Consider the following 19,338-nt stretch of genomic DNA (forward strand, 5'->3'; position numbering starts at 1 on the left):
CGCTGTTTGTTTTGTTTCATTATGCCTGAACTAAGAGGCTTTTTGTTTATCGAAAGGCTTTGATTTTGACTTATTCACCCGGGCCGGTTAGTTTAGTCGCGGTGAATTGCTAACTCTCTCAAACACATGTATCTGAATTATTTTGGACTGACGGACAACCCGTTTTCCATAGCGCCAAACCCCGATTATTTATATATGAGCCCGCGCCACAAAGAGGCACTGGCACATTTAACCTTTGGCCTGCGCGAAAGCGGCGGTTTTGTGATGCTGACCGGCGAGGTTGGCACCGGGAAAACCACGGTATCCCGGAGATTGTTGCAGCAATTACCTGACAATACCCAGGTAGCAATGATTCTAAATCCCACGTTGTCTGCTCTGGAACTGCTGGCTACCGTCTGCGACGAGCTGGGCATTCCCTATGATGTGGACAAGGCCAGTCTGAAATATTTCACTGATCGTATTCTGGCGAAGCTGGCTGACAATCATCAGGCCGGCATGAATACGGTACTGATGATTGATGAAGCCCAGCATCTGATGCCTGAAGTGCTGGAACAGCTGCGTTTACTGACCAATCTGGAAACCAACCGTGAGAAACTGCTGAAGGTGGTGTTAATAGGACAGCCTGAATTACAACAGTTACTGAAGCGAAACGAATTACGGCAGCTGGCTCAGCGTATTACCGCCCGTTATCATTTGTTACCGCTCACCGCACCGGAAGTCTCTTCTTACGTAGCACACCGCTTAAGTGTGGCAAAGGGGGACGTGAGCATTTTCAGCCCTTCGACGATAAAAGCCATTCACCAAATCACTGGCGGAATTCCCAGAGTGATTAATTTGCTTTGTGACCGCGCACTGACCCTGTCATTCACCAAACAGCATGCAGTAGTGAAGAAACCTGTATTCCTTGCCGCAGCAGAACAAATTCTTGGCGAGGATGTGGTGAGCCAGCGTATTCAAAGTCAGCGTAAATGGCTGATGATATTGTTGTTTGTGATTGCTGTGGTGACTGGCTTTGGCCTCGGGAGGTTGTATGTCTGACCTCATTAAAATTGCAGAGCTGAAACCCGGTATGGTGATTATTCGCATCACTGAGCAGAACGGGCCGGTTAAAATTCGCAAAAGTGGTCTGGTATCCAGTGACGCCATGGTACAGGGCCTGGCGGAAATGGGAGTGCAGGAAGTTGAAGTTGACCCTGCTCAAGCCGTTGAAATTGAAAAGCCGGTGCATCACCGCACGCAAACGCAGGCGCTGCTCAGGGGAGAACACGACACCAGTGTCAGTAAGTTTGATGCCGGGTTGTCAGATCAATTTAACCGCAGCTTGTTCCTTCCCACTGTGCAGGGAATGCCGTCGTTGTGGAAAGTGTATACCAGACAGGCAGTGTCTTTTGCCGGTGTCATTCTGGCCGGACTGATTACAGGTGGTGCCATCGGCAGTTACCCTGCGTGGTGGCCTGATACGGTAAATATCGTGTCCGCCGGCGATGAGCGCGGAAACGGACAGGAGATACCGGGAACAACACCTGAAGACAGCACAAACCTGAAATCTACCGGAGAGGCTGTGGTGCCAGACGGTAATAATATTGCCGCAGTGAATAGCAGCCCGGTAAATAACACAAATGAATTAAACCCAGTTCCTGATACCACCGCAGGGAGTCAGCGTGAAATAAGCGCAATCCCAAACCAGAGCACAACCGGGCAGCAAAATACTGTGTCCCCCAATCCGGTGAACAGAGATGGCGCAGGGAATGATACTGCTGCGCAGGCCTCAGATTTAGGCGGTGAAATCATAAATGCGCCGCAGGAAAGCGATGTGAATGTGTCACCGGAGCTTATGGCACGGTTTAACAAGGCCATTGAAGACTTGGACAACAAGGCTACCGAGGACGAGCCTGAAACACAGATCACCGTGCGTGACGATTTACCCCGTGTCGATCAACTTCCTGTCAGAATGCTTACCCGTTTGCCCGGTATGGCGTTTAATGCTCACATGTATGCCAGTCGTCCGTCTGACCGCTGGGTCAGAGTGAACGGCAAACAACTCGGGGAAGGGGACTGGATTGATGACAAGGTGCAAATAGTAAAGATTGAAGCTCAGCGGGTTATTCTGAGTTTCGAAAATAAAGAGTTTTCTATGGCGGCGTTAACAGACTGGTGACCGGGTTTCAGCCCGGCACCTGGCTGATAAATACATCTTTGAAAAATTTCGGCAGATTAATGCCAAAATCATCAGGGCGGACACCTGACTCAATTTCATCGTCGACAGTAAGCAAATCAATGCGTTTGATTTCACTGAAGTGACCTCCGGTAATGCTGTAGAAAGTCATTACCACCGGTGAGGTGAGATCGTCCGGATTTTGTTTACTGATGATCCCCAGTCTCCCGCTTTTCAATTTTACCAGCGAGCCCACGGGGTGGACACCGACACACTGCACGAACTGTTTAACTAACACGCTGTCAAGAGCCGGATCTTTAGCCAGCCTTTTCAGCGCAAGGGCCGGTGTAATGCTGTCTTTGTGAGGACGGTTGGAAATCATCGCATCGTAACAGTCCACAATAGCCGCCATTTTTGACAGGGGGGAGATGGTGTCACTCTTCAGTGCTTTCGGGTAGCCGGAACCGTCTTCCCGCTCGTGGTGTTGTGATATGACCGACAATGCCAAATCTGAAATTTGTTCCCCTTGCTCTACCAGTTCCACGCCAATATCAACATGGCTTTTCACCACATCCCAGTCGGCCTGACTCAGTTTTCCATTTTTATGCCTCAGTTCCTGTGGGATCTGCGACATACCCACGTCCATAAGCAATGCGCCCATACACGCTTCATCAATCGTATCCCGATCATAACCAAGATGCTGGGCAAACATAGCCATCAGGATGGAACAGTTAATCGAATGTTCAAGCAGGTATTGATCTGAATTCTTTATCATTGTCAGGCAGGACATGGCATCCTGATTATCGAAAACTGCATCAATGATGCTGGATGACAGGTCTGATGCCTGCGAGAGATCATTCGGAGCTCCCTGACTGAGAGAGGTGATGAAAGACTGCTGTAAGCTCACGGCTTCTTCATAAAGTACGCTGGCGGCATTCAGAGCGTCTGAATTCGACTGTGTGGCAGGTGAAGGGGCGGGCACCTGGTCACTGACCATTGCTGCTTCCGGCAACTGACTTCTGGCAAAGTCGACTTCTACCACGGTGATCCCCATTTCCTTCAGCTTACCGATGGATACCGGTGATTTCACCACGCCGCTGGAGCGCACGCGTAATTGTCCGGTTTGTTCTAAAACCTGATTGACGTACATACCCGGAATGAGTTCATCAATAGTCACGTTTTTTAGCATGCAATGTTACCTGAGCAGAAGCCGGGGCCGAAAAAAAGGGCGATGCTGATGCATCGCCCTTTGAGTATAGTTGATATCGAAAAAATTAAAGCCAGACTGGTTGTCTACTTTCGTATGATTCGATGGTCTCTGTCAGTTCCAGCGTCTGACCAATAGCATCTAAGCCTTTGATCAGATTGTTTTTGTGGTGTGCAAGTATATCAAAGCTAAATACTGCATCGCCTGCTTTCACTGTTTGTGCCGGCAAATCGATTTCCACAGCGGTTTCCGGTTTGGTTTTGACAATGGCAAACAGCTTATCCATTTGCGCGGATGTCAGCGCTACCGGTAGCAACTGGTTGTTAATGCAGTTGCCGTAGAAAATGTCAGCGAAGGATGTGGCGATAACGGCATCAAAACCAAAATCTGCCAGTGCCCATGGCGCGTGTTCCCGGCTGGAACCACAACCAAAATTTTCCCGCGACATCAGTATACTTGCGCCGGCGTGTTCCGGTTTATTTAACACGAAATCAGGATTGGGTTCTTTTTCATGTAAGTCCAGATAGCGCCAGTCGTGAAACAAATGTTTACCGTATCCGCTGCGTGTTACGCCAGTAAGGAACTGTTTCGGGATGATCTGATCCGTATCGACGTTAGCCTGATCAAGGGGGCAGGCGCGGCCGGTGTGTGTAGTAAAACCTTGACTCATGACTTACTCCTGAAATTCTCTGACATCGGCGAAACGGCCTTTTAATGCAGCGGCAGCTGCCATCGCAGGGCTCACCAGGTGAGTGCGGGCACCGCGGCCCTGACGGCCTTCGAAGTTACGGTTACTGGTTGAAGCACAACGGTCACCGGCCTGAAGAATGTCATCATTCATGCCCAGACACATCGAACAACCCGGCAAACGCCACTCGAACCCTGCATCGGTAAAGATTTTATCCAAACCTTCTGCTTCCGCCTGACGTTTAACCGCACCGGAGCCCGGCACAACAATCGCGGTGACGTTGTCAGCGACTTTGCCCTGTTTGGCGATGAATGCAGCAGCACGCATGTCTTCAATACGACCATTGGTACAAGAGCCGATAAATACATGACTGATGGCCACATCTTCCAGCTTGTCGCCGGCAGATAAGCCCATGTATGACAGGGCTTTTCTCGCGCTCTCTTTCTCTACCGCATCGCTGAAGGAGTCAGCTGCAGGTACCGGTGTATCCACACCAATTACCTGCCCCGGGTTAGTGCCCCAGGTGACCTGTGGTGCGATATCAGCGGCATTTAATTCAACAACACTGTCGAACTTCGCGCCATCTTCACTGTACAGTGTTTTCCAGTATGCAACGGCGTCATCCCACGCTTCGCCGGAGGGTGCATATTCACGGCCTTTCACGTAGTTAAATGTGGTCTCATCCGGCGCAACCATACCGGCTTTCGCACCGGCTTCAATACTCATGTTACAGATAGTCATACGCTCTTCCATGGTCAGAGAGCGGATGGCTTCACCGGCGTATTCGATAACATAACCGGTAGCGCCGGCGTGTCCGATTTTGCCGATAATGGCCAGAATGATATCTTTTGCCGTAATGCCCACCGGTAATTTACCGTGCACATTAATCAGCATGCTTTTCGCTTTACTTTGCTTCAGAGTTTGTGTGGCGAGTACATGCTCAACCTGAGATGTACCGATACCGAATGCTAAAGCCCCGAATGCGCCATGGGTTGCGGTATGCGAGTCACCACAAACTGCGGTAACGCCGGGCAGGATCAGGCCCAGTTCAGGACCCATTACGTGAACAATACCCTGCTTCTGGTGACCAACAGGGAAGAGCTTAACGCCGTGTTCTTCACAGTTTTTCGCCAGCGTTTGCAACTGTAACGCATTTTGCGGACCGCAGGCGTCAATGGCCAGCGAGCGGGTAGAGATACTGTGATCCATGGTGCCGAATGTACGGTCAGGTCGACGCACTTTGCGGCCTTTTTCATTCAAACCTGCGAAGGCCTGAGGCGAAGTCACTTCGTGGATCAGGTGACGATCGATATACAATAAGCTGTCTTCGCCAATCTGGTCTACAACGTGTGCTTCCCAGACTTTGTCATATAAGGTCTTGGCCATGACGGTCTGTTACTCCTGATTTAAAATCTGTTTGACAATTTCATCGCCGACCTGAGCCGTGGTGGACGCTTGTGCGCGTTTATTCTCAGGTAACAATTCACCGGTTAATACACCGGCTTCTAACGTGGCTACAACCGCTTTTTCGATAGCGTCTGCAGCATCTTGCAGGTTTAAGCTGAAACGCAACATCATGGCTGCTGACAGCACCTGAGCGATAGGGTTAGCAATACCCTGGCCGGCAATATCCGGTGCTGAACCACCGGCCGGCTCGTATAAGCCAAAGCCTTCTTCGTTCATACTGGCTGATGCCAGCAGGCCCATAGAACCGGTCATCATGGCGCATTCGTCTGAAATGATGTCGCCGAACAGGTTAGAGCATAACATCACGTCGAACTGGGCCGGGTTTTTCATCACCTGCATGGTCGCGTTATCAATATAGATGTGCTCAAGTTCCACATCAGGATAGTTTTTGGCGACTTCTTCAGTGACTTCGCGCCACAAACGGCTGCATACCAGTACGTTGGCTTTATCTACCGAGGTAACTTTGCCACGGCGCTTTTGCGCAGCTTCGAAGGCTGATACCGCGATTCTGCGAATTTCCCGTTTGGAGTAGCGCATAGTATCAAAGGCGTATTCTTCTTCACCTTCGCCGTCACGGCCTTTGGGCTGACCGAAATAGATACCGCTGGTCAGCTCGCGGACAACCAGTACATCCACACCGCTGGCAGCAATGTCTGCACGCAGCGGGGATAAGTTCTCAAGACCCGGATAAATTTTGGCAGGACGCAGGTTACTGAATAAATCGAAATGACTGCGAAGGGTTAACAGTGCTGCGCGTTCAGGGCGTTGTTCCAGTGGCAGGGAATCCCATTTTGGTCCACCGATTGAGCCGAATAAAATCGCGTCGGCCTGTTCACAACCTTGCAGAGTGGCTGGCGGTAATGCTTCACCTTCAGTATCAATGGCATAGCCACCTACCGGATACGCGGTCCGGTTGAAAGTCACTTTGAATTTGCTCTCAACGGCATCCAGGACCTTGTTGGCTTCCTGCATGACTTCCGGGCCGATACCGTCTCCGGCGAGTACGGCAATATTGAATTCGCTCATTTATACTCCTGCAACGCGTTCTTGTTGAATCTTTTGCTGATCAATCTGGTCAGCAACATGTGTATTGTTCAGTACGAAGATAAGGGCTTTAACCCCGGCTTCGACAATGTCTGTGGCCAGGCCGATACCGTGGAAACGGCGGCCTTTGTACTCGGCGATAACACCGACCTGGGCAAGGGCGTCAGCACCTTCACCTTTCGAGTCCAGTTTGAAGTCCACCACTTCCAGGTCTTCATGGCCCAGAATAGAAATAATGGCATTAAAGGCGGCATCCACCGGACCGTTACCGATGGCTGTTTTGGTAACGGTTTCGCTGCCGACCTGTAAACGTACAGTGGCACTGGGAATGATTTCCCGGCCAGAGTTGGCCTGCAGATAAGACAGCTGGTAATACGCGTCTTCGTGTTTTTGCTGATCGAAAAACAGCAAGGCTTCCAAATCATAGTCGTAAACCTGACCTTTCTTATCGGCCAGCGCAAGGAATGCGGTGTAAACCGTTTCCAGGTCGTAGTCTTCCGCCTTGTAGCCCAACTCTGTCAAACGGTGCTTGATAACGTGACGACCGGAGCGTGATGTCAGGTTCAGGTTGTTTTTGTTAATACCCACACTTTCCGGTGTCATGATTTCATAGGTATTTTGCGCTTTTAATACACCGTCCTGGTGGATACCTGAGGAGTGACTGAAGGCATTCGCGCCCACAATGGCTTTGTTCGACTGAACCGGCATATTACACAACTGGCTGACCAGCTTGGAGGTACGGAAAATTTCAGTGGAATTGATGTTGGTTTGCATGCCCAGCATGGCTTCGCGGGTTTGCAGTATCATCGCGATTTCTTCCAGTGAACAGTTTCCTGCACGCTCACCGATACCGTTAATGGTACATTCTACCTGACGTGCACCTTGCTCGACAGCCGCCAGCGAGTTGGCAACCGCCAGACCTAAATCGTTGTGACAGTGCACGGAAATCGTGGCTTTATCGATATTCGGTACGCGGTTAAACAGGTTGCCGATGATGCCGCCGAACTCGGTGGGTGTTGTGTAGCCCACGGTATCCGGAATATTTACGGTAGTGGCACCGGCATTGATGGCGGCTTCAACCATGCGGCAAAGATAATCGATGTGGGTACGGCCGGCATCTTCACAGGAAAATTCCACATCATCGGTGTAGCGGCGGGCATGCTTTACTGCAGCTACTGCCATATCAACGACTTCGTCCTGTGATTTTCTGAGTTTGGCGCCAACATGAATTTCAGATGTGGCGATAAAGGTATGGATACGGAATTGTTCAGCGACACTCAGCGCCTGGCCACATGCATCGATGTCTTTTTCAAGGGCACGGGATAAACCGCAAACCACACTGTTTTTCACTTCGCGGGCGATCATCTGCACGGATTTAAAATCACCCGGCGAAGATACCGGGAAACCCGCTTCGATGATGTCTACGCCCAGACGTTCGAGGGCCAGAGCGATCTGCAATTTTTCTTTGGCACTTAAACTGGCGGGCAGTGCCTGCTCGCCGTCGCGTAACGTGGTATCAAAGATTTTTACCTGATTCGTCATGGCTTGTACTCGTGGTGATAATTAGTAAAAAAAAACCCGTGCGATGCACGGGTTTATTGTAATTCCTCTTACTGGATGCATTCTACCCGTGCAGTCTTGCTGCCATAAGGAGTAGAAGAGAAAGTAAAAAATGTTGCATAATTATGCGAATTTCACGGGCATCCAATTGATAGCCGTCAATGTAACCATACAGGGGCCACAGGTCAACCTTTCTTTGCCATCATGAATATAATAATTGGTTATATTTATCCTAACTCTGTTTGGTTGGTCAGGTATTTAAGGTGAATTTTTTCCACTTTACCGTGGTGGAAAGCAATAATTCTCTTAATGAGAGTGTGCGTGGGGCCAGTCTGCCTTTGTGATTCCAGCGGTGTCCGCAGCATGCGGCAGCCATCACAGCTTTGGTGGGTTTCAGTAGTGTATAGTCGGTGTCTGTATTGTTAGCCTGACTCACACCATCAAAAGTAAACCAGCCATACTTATTGGTGTGCACCATTTCATTCTCAGGCTGAACACGGTCAATAGAGTCCAGCTCGATATGCTCTTCATCAAAGCGAAGTAATCTTACCGGTACGGGTAAACCATAGGCTGCATGGCCTGTATACCAGGTTTGCGTGTCCTCCGGCGTAATTTTATGGGCTGGACATTTAGGTGCCTGTTTACATTGCCAGGTACCGTTGTGACTGTCTACTGCAAGCGGTGTTTTGTGGTTTGCCAGATAGTGGGCTGCCCGTTGGATCCGGTGAGGAAGTGCGGCCAGTCTGCGTTGGAGGTAGGATATCTGCGCAGCGGACGCTTGTGAAAGCACTAGCAACTCGCGCTCGTAAAGGGCATTACAAATTTCTGTGAAGACCGGAGAATCGTCGGTTGCGCCGGTGGCAGCAAAAATATCAGTCTGACTGGACGACGTGTGAGAACCTGACGACATGGCTACAAAGGATTATGAAGAATATCAGTAAAGTAGCATTAAAAAGAACGGGTAGCCAGCGCTACCCGTTCATAGTCATTATTGACCTTTGATTGCACTGCGACCCGGATAAACCGCTTTGTCGCCCAGTGCCTGCTCGATACGCAGTAACTGGTTGTACTTGGCAACACGGTCAGAACGGCACAGAGAACCGGTCTTGATTTGACCCGCTGCAGTACCAACCGCCAGGTCAGCGATAGTCGCATCTTCGGTTTCGCCTGAACGGTGAGAGATAACCGCAGTGAAGCCGGCATCTTTCGCCATCTTGATTGCATTCAGGGTTTCGGTCAGTGAACCGATCTGGTTGAATTTAATCAGGATAGAGTTACCGATACCATTCTCGATACCACGGGACAGGATTTTGGTGTTAGTCACAAACAGGTCGTCACCAACCAGTTGTACTTTGTCACCAATCTTCTTAGTCAGGCTTGCCCAACCGTCCCAGTCACTCTCGTCCAGACCGTCTTCGATAGAAACGATAGGGTACTGTTCAGCCAGTTCAGCCAGGTAGTCACCAAAGGTTTCTGAGTCAAAAGATTTGTCTTCACCAGACAGGACATATTTGCCGTCTTTGTAGAATTCCGACGCCGCACAGTCCAGTGCCAGCGTGATGTCTTCGTTCATTTTGTAGCCCGCTTTTTCAACGGCTTCTACAATAACAGCCAGCGCTTCAGCGTTAGAGCTCAGGTTAGGTGCAAAACCACCTTCGTCACCTACTGCTGTGTTCAGGCCTTTAGCAGACAGTACTTTTTTCAGGTTATGGAAAATTTCCGCACCCATGCGCAGGGCTTCTTTGAAGCTCTTGGCACCAACTGGCTGAACCATGAATTCCTGAATGTCTACGTTGTTGTCAGCGTGCTCACCACCGTTGATGATGTTCATCATAGGTACAGGCATAGAGTACTGACCTGACGTACCGTTTAAGTCAGCGATGTGCTCGTAAAGTGCAACGCCTTTTTCAATTGCAGCCGCTTTGGCAACAGCCAGAGAAACCGCCAGGATCGCATTTGCACCCAGCTTTTCTTTGTTCTCTGTACCGTCCAGCTCTAACATTTTGTTATCAACGTCAGTTTGTGCCAGTGGATCCATGCCAGCCAGCGCCGGAGCAATGATGTCGTTTACTGCAGCAACGGCTTTTTCTACGCCTTTGCCCAGGTAACGGCTTTTATCACCGTCACGCAGTTCCAGTGCTTCACGTGAACCAGTTGATGCACCGGATGGTGCAGCGGCACGACCCATTGCGCCTGAATCAAGGTAAACGTCTGCCTCTACAGTGGGGTTACCACGAGAGTCCAGGATTTCGCGTCCTACAATGCGAGCAATCTTCGCCATTTTATTTCCTCAACGTTTGTGCAAAAGGCAACGGGAGTAAGCCTTCTGCTTTTTAGAATCAGTGATTTTCTTTCTGGTATTTCCCGGCAGCTTCTACAAATCCTTTAAACAGCGGGTGGCCATCACGGGGCGTAGAAGTAAACTCAGGGTGGAACTGACCGGCAACAAACCATGGATGGTCAGGGATTTCGATCACTTCTACAAGGCGTTTGTCGGTGGACAAACCACTTACTTTCAAGCCTGCAGCTTCAATCTGGTCACGAAGGTTATTATTTACTTCGTAACGGTGACGGTGACGTTCGTAAATCTCTTCGCTGCCGTAGGTTTCACAGACTTTGCTGCCCGGGATCAGGTGACAAAGCTGGCTGCCTAAACGCATGGTGCCGCCTAAATCTGAAGAGGCATCACGCTGTTCGGTAGAGCCGTCTGCATCCAGCCATTCGGTGATCAGGCCAACAACCGGGAACGGTGTTTTGGGATCGAATTCGGTGCTGTTTGCGTTTTCCATACCAGCTACATTGCGGGCAAATTCAATTAAAGCAACCTGCATACCCAGACAAATACCCAGATAAGGGACTTTATTCTCGCGGGCATAGCGTGCTGCTGCAATTTTGCCTTCGATACCGCGCTCGCCGAAACCGCCGGGTACTAAGATAGCATCCAGGTGTTCTAAAATTTGTGTACCTTTTGTTTCAACGTCCTGAGAATCGACATAGTGAATATTCACTGTCAGGCGGTTTTTCAGACCAGCATGTTTTAATGCTTCATTGACAGATTTGTACGCGTCAGGCAGTTCAACATATTTGCCCACCATACCGATATTCACTTCTGCAGTAGGGTTAGACTCTGCATAAAGTACCTGTTCCCATTCGGTCAGATCGGCTTCTTTGCAATCCAGACGGAAACGGTCAACAACCAGCTGGTCCATACCCTGTGCTTTAAGCGCAGCCGGGATACGGTAGATGCTGTCTACGTCTTTCAGTGAGATAACGGCTTTATCTGCCACGTTAGTGAACAGGGCAATCTTAGAGCGCTCGGTAGCCGGCAGGGCGCCAACAGAACGGCAAACCAGGATGTCCGGTTGAATACCGATAGAACGCAGCTCTTTAACAGAGTGCTGAGTAGGCTTAGTTTTTACTTCGCCGGAAGCCGGCATGTAAGGTACCAGCGTCAGGTGCATGAACATGGCGCGCTCGCGGCCGACTTCTGTACCTAACTGGCGGATAGCTTCCAGGAACGGTTGTGATTCAATATCACCTACTGTACCGCCTACTTCAACAATTGCCACATCGTGACCTTCTGCACCGTCGATAACGCGACGCTTAATTTCGTTGGTGATGTGCGGGATGACCTGGATGGTTGCACCTAAATAGTCACCACGTCTTTCACGGCGTAATACTTCTTCGTAAACCCGGCCAGTGGTGAAGTTATTACGCTTGGTCATACGGGTGCGGATAAAACGCTCGTAGTGACCTAAATCTAAATCGGTTTCTGCGCCATCATCCGTGACAAACACTTCCCCGTGTTGAATTGGGCTCATTGTGCCTGGATCAACGTTGATATACGGATCCAGTTTTAACATCGTAACGGTGAGACCACGCGCTTCAAGAATGGCTGCTAACGAAGCGGCAGCAATACCTTTACCAAGCGATGATACGACACCACCGGTGACGAAAATATAATTTGTCATGCGAAACCTAAGGCTTTGGATTGTATGGCTAATGTGCTGAGAGTTGGCAAAACGGGATTCAGCACTTGGACGGCGCAATATTATAGCGAAAGAGTAGCAGGCAAACAATCTGTTTGCCTGCTGGTCTGGCGGGTTTATTTCAGGTAAGTTAATAAAGCCTTAAGTATCACGCCTGACTTAGCCGTTTTAGCGTATAAATTAAATCCAGTGCCTGCCTGGGAGAAAGCTCATCGGGAGACAAATTATTCAGTGCATCCCGCAGCGGGTCAGGCATATCGGTAAAGTGCATTTCCGATTGTCCGGCTCTGGTCGTGGGAGCACCGGAATCTGACGAAGTTTTTGTTGTCTTTGTGGCCGGGGCGTCTTCCTGTGGTGCCCGGTTTTCCAGTTCATGTAATTTAGCCCGGGCAGCATTGATTACCGGGCGGGGAACGCCGGCAAGCTGGGCAACCTGTAAGCCATAGCTTTTGCTGGCCGCACCGGTTTCTACAGTATGCATAAAGCGGATGGTATCGTCGTGCTCTACGGCATCTAAATGCACATTGACCACGCCTTCTTCAGAATCAGCTAATTGTGTCAGTTCAAAATAATGGGTGGCAAACAAGGTATAAGCATTAATCTCCCTTGCCAGGAAGCAGGCACATGCCCAGGCGAGAGATAAGCCATCGTATGTACTGGTGCCGCGCCCGATTTCATCCATTAATACCAGCGAGTGCTCAGTGGCATTATGCAAAATATTGGCGGTCTCGGTCATTTCCACCATGAAGGTAGAACGCCCTGACGCCAGGTCATCTGATGCACCAATACGTGTGAAAATACGATCCACACGGCCGATTTTTGCATTTTCTGCAGGTACGTAACACCCAAGGTATGCCATCAGTACAATCAGAGCGGTCTGACGCATGTACGTTGATTTACCGCCCATGTTCGGACCGGTAATAACAAGCATGCGCTGTTTGGTGTCCAGTGTTACCGGGTTGGCAATAAACGGGTCCGTCATGACCTGCTCAACCACAGGGTGCCGACCGGCTTCATAAGTGATTTCACGGTTATCTGTGAGGGTAGGGCAATGTAAGTCGAGCGCGGTCGCCCGGTCGGCAAAACACTGAATCACATCCAGTTTAGCCAGTGCTTCCGCTGTGTTTATCAGCTTAGTAAGCTGAGGCTGGAAGGCATCGAATAATCCTTCATAAAGTTGCTTTTCCAGAGCCAGCGCCCGGCCCTGACTGGTCAGTACTTTATCTTCATGTTCTTTCAGCTCAGGCGTAATGTAACGCTCGGTGTTCTTCAACGTTTGACGGCGGATATAATCTGCCGGGGCAGCGCCACTATTCGCGCGGCTTAATTCGATAAAAAAGCCATGCACTTTGTTATAGCCCACTTTCAGTGTAGAGACGCCGGTACGCTCCCGTTCTCTGACCTCCAGAGCATCCAGGTAGTCCGTGGCTCCCCTTGACAGCGCCCGCAATTCATCAAGCTCTTCATTAAAACCTTCAGCGATAACACCACCATCGCGGATGACAACCGGAGGGTTATCTACGATAGCCTGATTTAACAGGCTTTGTAATTCAGGATAGGTGCTCACAGCATTGGCCAGATCTGCACATAACGGGTCCTCAAGAGAGGATAACTGGTCGAGTAGTCCGGGCAATTCGTTAAATGCATTGCGTAAACGGGAGAAATCCCTGGGACGGGCCGAACGCAGGGCTAACCGCGCCATGATACGTTCTATGTCACCAATGCGTTTTAATGTATCGGCGATATCTTCATGACCCTGTTCAATCAGTTTTCCGATGGCCTGCTGGCGTCGGGTGAGTTCATAATGATCGGTAATGGGGGCGTGCAAATAGCGTTGAAGTAATCTGCTGCCCATGGGGCTGGCGGTAGAATCCAGCACGCTGAACAGGGTATTTTCCTGACTGCCTGATAAGTTCGAGGTTAATTCCAGGTTTCTTCGCGTGGCGGCATCTAACTGAATACGTGTTTCCTGCTGTTCACGATGAATACTGCGAATATGGGGCAGGGCGGTACGTTGAGTATCTTTAACGTATTGCAGTACACAGCCGGCTGCACCGGTGGCTTTATCTAAGCCGTTGATCCCAAAACCATCCAGTGATTTTGTGCCGAATTGCTGATTGAGTTGCTCAGTTGCCGTTTGCTGATCAAACTCCCATTCGGGACGGCGACGTAAACCTTTTCGTTTTTCAATAAGAGGTAAACCCTCGAATCCTTCCGGATAAAGCAGTTCTGCAGGATTAAGGCGTTGCAATTCGGCCAGCAATTGTTCATCGCTGTCACATTCAACCACCAGAAAACGTCCGCTGCTGATATCGAGGGTGGCAACGCCGTACTGCATGCTGTGACCACACACTGCAGCAAGCAGGTTATCACGGCGCTCTTCTAATAGTGCTTCATCGGTGACTGTACCCGGGGTGACAATACGCTGAACCTGACGTTCTACCGGCCCTTTGCTGGTGGCAGGATCGCCAACCTGCTCACAAATCGCCACGGACTCGCCCATTTTTACCAGGCGCGCCAGGTAACCTTCCACTGCGTGATAAGGCACTCCCGCCATGGGAATGGGTTCACCGCCGGATTTGCCTCTGGCTGTTAATGAAATATCCAGCAGGTGTGCGGCCTTTTTGGCATCGTCATAGAAGAGTTCATAAAAGTCTCCCATCCGGTAAAACAGTAAAATATTAGGATGTTGTGCTTTTATGGCCAGATACTGGCGCATCATCGGCGTATGTGATTCCAAGAAAACCTCTTTGTTATGTTGATGCTGTTTGCGAAGGCGCTATTGTCCGGAAGACGGAACTGCATTTGAAACACGGCGTAAACCCATCCATGGGGCCTCGACTGCCGCTTCCCTGCGGCAGACGGTTTCAAATGCAGTCCTCGTATTCCGTACGCGCGCCTTCTCAGTCAGGCGCTTCCGGCCGGAGCATGGAACTGCATTGGAAACACGAAGCAATTCCTTCCCCGACAGGATTGAACTTAATCACTCCGGCGTCCGCTAAATGTGTAAAATGGTACAACGGAATTAATTCATTGGTGAGTATTATTCGTATGAGCGCAGATTTTTCAACTGTTTCACAAGACAGTGCCTTACTTAAACAGGTGGTTGCCACCGGAGATGTGCTTCGCCGGCGGAACTGGCATTTATCCTGTGCTGAGTCTTGTACCGGTGGTGGAATTGCTTACGTATTAACTTCTGTTTCCGGTAGTTCTGACTGGTTCAATCAATCCTGGGTCACTTATTCAAATGAGGCTAAGCAATCACTTATTGGAGTGAAAGCTGAAACGCTTGCGGAATTTGGCGCAGTGTCGGAACAAACTGTAGCTGAAATGGTGCAGGGTGTTGTTCAGGAGAGTGGTGCGCAGGTTGGCGTGTCGGTGAGTGGTATTGCAGGGCCTGGCGGCGGTTCGGCGGAAAAGCCGGTGGGTACAGTTTGGTTTGGCTTTATGATAGACGGTGAACTCATCACGCAGCGTCACGTATTTTCCGGTGACCGGTTAGCGGTGCGGGAACAGGCCATTGCCCATGCAGTTTCATATCTGTACCAACGACTGGTTGCTGTATAAAACGGGATTTGACAGACTAATTGTGAAATCTTACTTGACTGTATGCTTATACAGTATAAAATGCACTCAACATTCGAATTACGTTTCGTGAGTTACTGAAGCGCTGACCGAATCATATTTTGCGGAAGTTAAAAAATAACAGAAGTAAAAGTGGCAGCGTAATACGACAGGGTAACTACCGGACAGTCATTATCTTGAGGATAATATCGTGGACGACAACAAAAACAAAGCTCTTTCCGCCGCTCTTGGCCAAATTGAAAAGCAATTTGGTAAAGGTGCCATTATGCGTCTGGGTGACAATCAGGCGCATGATATCGAAGCCATTTCTACCGGTTCACTCAGTATCGACATTGCACTTGGAATAGGCGGTTTACCTTGCGGGCGTGTTGTTGAAATCTACGGTCCTGAGTCATCAGGTAAAACAACTCTGACACTGCAAGTTATCGCTGAAGCGCAAAAGAAAGGCAAAACTTGTGCATTCGTTGATGCTGAACACGCACTGGATCCTGTCTATGCAAGAAAGCTGGGCGTAAACATTGACGACCTGCTGGTCTCTCAGCCTGATACCGGTGAGCAGGCGCTGGAAATCTGTGACATGCTTGTTCGTTCCGGTGCAGTCGACGTAGTAATTGTTGACTCGGTAGCTGCGTTAACACCGAAAGCAGAGATTGAAGGTGAGATGGGTGATTCTCACGTGGGTCTTCAGGCACGTCTGATGTCTCAGGCACTGCGTAAGCTTACCGCTAACATCAAGAAATCGAATACGCTGTGTATCTTCATCAACCAGATCCGTATGAAGATTGGTGTTATGTTCGGTAACCCTGAAACCACAACAGGTGGTAACGCGTTGAAATTCTATGCCTCTGTGCGTCTGGATATCCGTCGTATCGGTGCGGTTAAAGAAGGTGATGAGGTTGTTGGTAACGAAACCCGTGTGAAAGTGGTGAAGAACAAAGTTGCACCACCGTTTAAGCAGGCGGAATTCATGATTCGTTACGGCGAGGGTATCAGTAAGGAAGCTGAACTTATTGACCTTGGTGTGAAGCAGAAGCTGGTTGATAAAGCCGGTGCCTGGTATAGCTACAACGGTGACCGTATTGGTCAGGGTAAAGCGAACGTAATGGCGTTCCTGAAAGATAACCCTGATATTGCGAATGACATCGAAACTAAGCTGCGCGCAGAGTTACTGGCTCAAAAAACAGTGAAGCCTGAAGAAGCCGAAGGCGAAACAGAAGAGAAATTGTAAGATTTATGTCCGGCAGCCTGTGAAAGGCTGCGCATGAAACGACAAATCAATAGACAGTAAATTAAATCAGAAGCCAGCTGAAAAGCTGGCTTCTTTTTTTGTGTGAAAAACCGGTTTTAAAAAAATCAATACCCGGAAAGGCGAGCCGTCCTGTAAGAAGGCCTCTGTAGACCATTTAGCTCCTTTTATTAGTGTTATCTAATGAAAAGAACAATAAAATCAGTAGGTAATGAACTGTACAAAAGACGAGGAATGCACTTTTTTATCGTTCAATTTACTGTAGAAGTGAAGATGACTGCCGTTAAAAACATAAACTTATAAAAAAGATTTCACCAGCTCCCGAATATGGAAGGTGAAACACAAACACGGGAACGCGTTATGAAATCACTCTCACTTCAGAAAAAATTTGTGCTCATTGTTGGCGGTGCTATCGCATTGTTACTGATTGTAGCAACGATTTTCCTGCTCAATATTGTCAGCGATAAAACCAGGCAGACCGTTGAGCGGGATCTCCATTTTCTCGTTACCAGTGAAGCGGAATCTGTAAAAGGTTTCTTTGCTACCTACGGAGGTGTCGCTTCTACATTTCTGAACAATCCTTTCTTCACTGACTTTTTTACTCAACACTCGCAGCGTGGCGGTACGTTAAGTGGTGAGGCTGCTGACGATATTTTTGCGTCATTCAGCGCCATCAGCAGTAATGACAAGCACATTAAGTCTGCTTTTTTCGGTACCGCCGGTACCGGAGAGTATTTTTATGAGCAGGGCCGTGTGGGTGAAGAAGATAATTACTTTGCAAATCAGCGCCCGTGGTTTTTGACCGCTGTAGAAAAAGGGGGCATCTATGTCACACCTCCGGCGACAGATTCACAGGATGGAAGCGTTTCGACGGTGGTTCAGGGGCCTGTGTACCGGGATGGTAAGCTTCTGGGAGTGGGTGGCGTGGATATTCTCATCACCACAGTCGCAGATATGCTGTCAGAGATCCAATATGAGAAAGCCGGCGCTGCGTTTCTTGTCGATGACGAACAAAATATTGTGTACTTCCCGGGGAGCAGGGAAGCCCTGCCACTATCATCTCCACTGGCGTCCATTGATAAAAGCCTGAAAGGTGCTGATGGCTTTGCAGCTTTAAGCGTAGATATTGCCCGCCATCCGGAAGGTATGACGCCAGTTTCATACAACAATGAAAATTATTTTGTTGTTTATAAACATGTCACTCTAGCTTCGCCGCAAATGAACTGGACATTGGGATTACTGGTTCCGGAGGCCGTGGTTGAAGCGCCGGTACAAGAGGCGTTACATACTTCACTAATTGTTGCTGTGGTTGTACTGGTTATCGCCGGAGCAGTTACCTGGTTTGCTGGTGCAGTGATCACCCGTCCGATTTTACAGCTCAAAGACGCTATGGCTGATATTGCTTCAGGAGATGGTGACTTAACCCGTCGTCTTGAAATTAAGTCGGGCGATGAAGTCGGGCAACTGGCTGAACAATTCAATGTATTTACCGGTAAAATTCATACATTACTACAGGATATTGTTCAGCATACCAGAGCTGTCGCTGAGGCCGCAGACCACTTGCGTGATGTGTCCGGCGCCAGCAGCCGCGAAATCAATCAGGAAAGAACTGAAGTAGACAGTGTGTCGACGGCAGTAACGGAAATGGCGCATACCGTACAGGAAATTTCAGCTAATGCTGCCGAATCCAGCAGAGCCGCAACCGTAGCAGAGCAGCAGGCGACAGACGGCATGTCGCAGGCACAAAACATGTTAACTGAGATCCATGCTCTTGCAGACGCAATCAGTCAGGGCGTTCAGACAGTTAGTGGTTTGAGCCAGGAGTCAGATAATATCGGCGCGGTCGTTGATGTGATCAACAGCATAGCGGAGCAAACAAATTTACTGGCATTGAATGCGGCTATTGAGGCTGCCCGTGCCGGTGAACAGGGAAGAGGTTTTGCGGTCGTTGCTGATGAGGTACGCTCGCTGGCTTCGCGGACTCAGGACTCCACTGATGATATCCGCAAGATGGTAGAAAAGCTCCAGAAGATGGCATCAGAAACCGACACGGCGATGAAGGCTGGTAAAGAGCGCTCATTAAAAGGCGTAGAGAAAACCGAACTGGTGGTGTCTTCCTTGCGGGATATCAGCCACTCGATCAGTACTGTTCAATCGCAGAGTACACAAATTGCCAGAGCGACTGAGCAACAAACCGTGGTGGCAACTGAAATAGATGAGGCGCTGGTTAAAATCATTAATCTGAGTGAAAAGACCAGCGAACATTCAGAGGAGCTGGCTGCCGAGGCTACTCAGCTCAGCGGTGTATCTACCGAGCTGAAAGATTTGGCGGGACAGTTTAAGTTGTAACTTTGCGGTCAGGCCGTATCGGGTAAACAGGCCGGCAGGTTTCTGTGC

14 protein-coding genes are annotated in these 19,338 nt (G+C 49.5%); 5 read left to right on the forward strand and 9 right to left on the reverse strand.

Annotation, left to right across the window (positions count from 1 at the left end; all coding sequences use genetic code 11):
* The first annotated feature begins 126 nt into the window (after positions 1 to 126).
* Entirely contained in the window at positions 127 to 1,038 is a 912-nt protein-coding gene (locus ACXAH4_RS16280; protein ID WP_474844566.1) for an ExeA family protein, read from the forward strand.
* Positions 1,031 to 2,158: a general secretion pathway protein GspB gene (locus tag ACXAH4_RS16285; RefSeq protein WP_474882658.1), complete on the forward strand. Its 1,128-nt coding sequence runs from the start codon at positions 1,031 to 1,033 to the stop codon at positions 2,156 to 2,158. The genes ACXAH4_RS16280 and ACXAH4_RS16285 overlap by 8 nt, the downstream gene beginning before the upstream one ends.
* Before the next feature lie 7 nt (positions 2,159 to 2,165).
* Here the strand turns inward: ACXAH4_RS16285 and ACXAH4_RS16290 are convergent, their stop codons facing one another.
* The 9 genes from ACXAH4_RS16290 to mutS form a co-directional block, all read right to left on the reverse strand.
* Complete coding sequence (locus ACXAH4_RS16290) at positions 2,166 to 3,344, reverse strand: HD-GYP domain-containing protein (protein WP_474882659.1); 1,179 nt, start codon at positions 3,342 to 3,344, stop codon at positions 2,166 to 2,168.
* Between the two features lie 85 nt (positions 3,345 to 3,429).
* Positions 3,430 to 4,032 (reverse strand): 3-isopropylmalate dehydratase small subunit, encoded by a 603-nt coding sequence (gene leuD / locus ACXAH4_RS16295; RefSeq protein ID WP_474844569.1) that lies wholly within the window; start codon positions 4,030 to 4,032, stop codon positions 3,430 to 3,432.
* A 3-nt stretch (positions 4,033 to 4,035) separates the two neighbouring features.
* Positions 4,036 to 5,436: a 3-isopropylmalate dehydratase large subunit gene (gene leuC, locus ACXAH4_RS16300; RefSeq protein WP_349584831.1), complete on the reverse strand. Its 1,401-nt coding sequence runs from the start codon at positions 5,434 to 5,436 to the stop codon at positions 4,036 to 4,038.
* Positions 5,437 to 5,445: 9 nt separating this feature from the next.
* The gene (gene leuB, locus ACXAH4_RS16305; protein ID WP_474882661.1) at positions 5,446 to 6,543 is read right to left on the reverse strand and encodes a 3-isopropylmalate dehydrogenase; all 1,098 of its coding nucleotides are present in this window, start codon (positions 6,541 to 6,543) and stop codon (positions 5,446 to 5,448) included.
* Complete coding sequence (gene leuA, locus ACXAH4_RS16310; RefSeq protein ID WP_119500442.1) at positions 6,544 to 8,103, reverse strand: 2-isopropylmalate synthase; 1,560 nt, start codon at positions 8,101 to 8,103, stop codon at positions 6,544 to 6,546.
* A 268-nt stretch (positions 8,104 to 8,371) separates the two neighbouring features.
* A complete protein-coding gene (locus tag ACXAH4_RS16315; protein ID WP_474882662.1) occupies positions 8,372 to 9,031 on the reverse strand; it encodes a hypothetical protein in 660 nt (219 codons plus the stop codon).
* A 78-nt stretch (positions 9,032 to 9,109) separates the two neighbouring features.
* The gene (gene eno / locus ACXAH4_RS16320; protein WP_119500443.1) at positions 9,110 to 10,402 is read right to left on the reverse strand and encodes a phosphopyruvate hydratase; all 1,293 of its coding nucleotides are present in this window, start codon (positions 10,400 to 10,402) and stop codon (positions 9,110 to 9,112) included.
* A 58-nt stretch (positions 10,403 to 10,460) separates the two neighbouring features.
* Positions 10,461 to 12,092, reverse strand: a complete 1,632-nt coding sequence (locus ACXAH4_RS16325; RefSeq protein ID WP_303574471.1) for a CTP synthase — start codon at positions 12,090 to 12,092, stop codon at positions 10,461 to 10,463.
* A gap of 166 nt (positions 12,093 to 12,258) precedes the next feature.
* Positions 12,259 to 14,832 carry a DNA mismatch repair protein MutS gene (mutS, locus tag ACXAH4_RS16330; RefSeq protein ID WP_474851166.1) on the reverse strand — a complete coding sequence of 858 codons (2,574 nt, stop codon included), beginning with the start codon at positions 14,830 to 14,832 and terminating at the stop codon, positions 12,259 to 12,261.
* 329 nt (positions 14,833 to 15,161) lie between these two features.
* Between mutS and ACXAH4_RS16335 the strand changes: the two genes are divergently transcribed.
* From ACXAH4_RS16335 to ACXAH4_RS16345, 3 genes are all read left to right on the forward strand, one after another.
* Positions 15,162 to 15,677 (forward strand): CinA family protein, encoded by a 516-nt coding sequence (locus ACXAH4_RS16335; RefSeq protein ID WP_474850951.1) that lies wholly within the window; start codon positions 15,162 to 15,164, stop codon positions 15,675 to 15,677.
* Between the two features lie 208 nt (positions 15,678 to 15,885).
* On the forward strand, positions 15,886 to 16,923 hold the full coding sequence (gene recA / locus ACXAH4_RS16340; protein WP_119500446.1) for a recombinase RecA: 1,038 nt from the start codon (positions 15,886 to 15,888) through the stop codon (positions 16,921 to 16,923).
* Between the two features lie 378 nt (positions 16,924 to 17,301).
* Positions 17,302 to 19,290, forward strand: coding sequence for a methyl-accepting chemotaxis protein (locus ACXAH4_RS16345; protein WP_474882664.1), 1,989 nt, complete (start codon positions 17,302 to 17,304; stop codon positions 19,288 to 19,290).
* Positions 19,291 to 19,338 lie beyond the last annotated feature (48 nt).

The sequence above is a fragment of the Alteromonas sp. ABV2_168 genome, assembly GCF_056161165.1.